This window comes from Paenibacillus sp. MMO-58, assembly GCF_037146255.1.
Taxonomy (GTDB): Bacteria; Bacillota; Bacilli; order Paenibacillales; family Paenibacillaceae; genus Pristimantibacillus.
Genome location: NZ_JBBCVY010000040.1, coordinates 1 through 516, shown reverse-complemented (window position 1 = coordinate 516; position 516 = coordinate 1). Strand labels below are relative to the sequence as shown.

Genomic DNA, 516 nt, shown 5'->3' with positions numbered 1-516 from the left:
ACCAGGGGAACTGAAACATCTAAGTACCCTGAGGAAGAGAAAACAAAAGTGATTCCGTCAGTAGCGGCGAGCGAACGCGGATTAGCCCAAACCAAGGAGCTTGCTCCTTGGGGTTGTAGGACGTCTCACATGGAGTTACAAAGTTGTAGATTAAACGAAGAGGTCTGGAAAGGCCCGCCAAAGAAGGTAAAAGCCCTGTAATTGAAAGTCTGCAGCCTCCGAGACGGATCCTGAGTACGGCGGGACACGAGAAACCCCGTCGGAATCCGGCAGGACCATCTGCCAAGGCTAAATACTCCCTAGTGACCGATAGTGAAGCAGTACCGTGAGGGAAAGGTGAAAAGCACCGCGGGAGCGGAGTGAAAAAGAACCTGAAACCGTGCGCTTACAAGAAGTCAGAGCCCGTTAAAAGGGTGATGGCGTGCCTTTTGTAGAATGAACCGGCGAGTTACGTTCACGTGCAAGGTTAAGTCGGGAAGACGGAGCCGCAGCGAAAGCGAGTCTGAATAGGGCGAA

General features: G+C 52.3%; 1 rRNA gene. It reads left to right on the top strand.

The features are described 5' to 3' along the window. A 23S ribosomal RNA gene (locus tag WFJ73_RS33200) occupies positions 1–516 on the top strand; the annotation flags it as partial.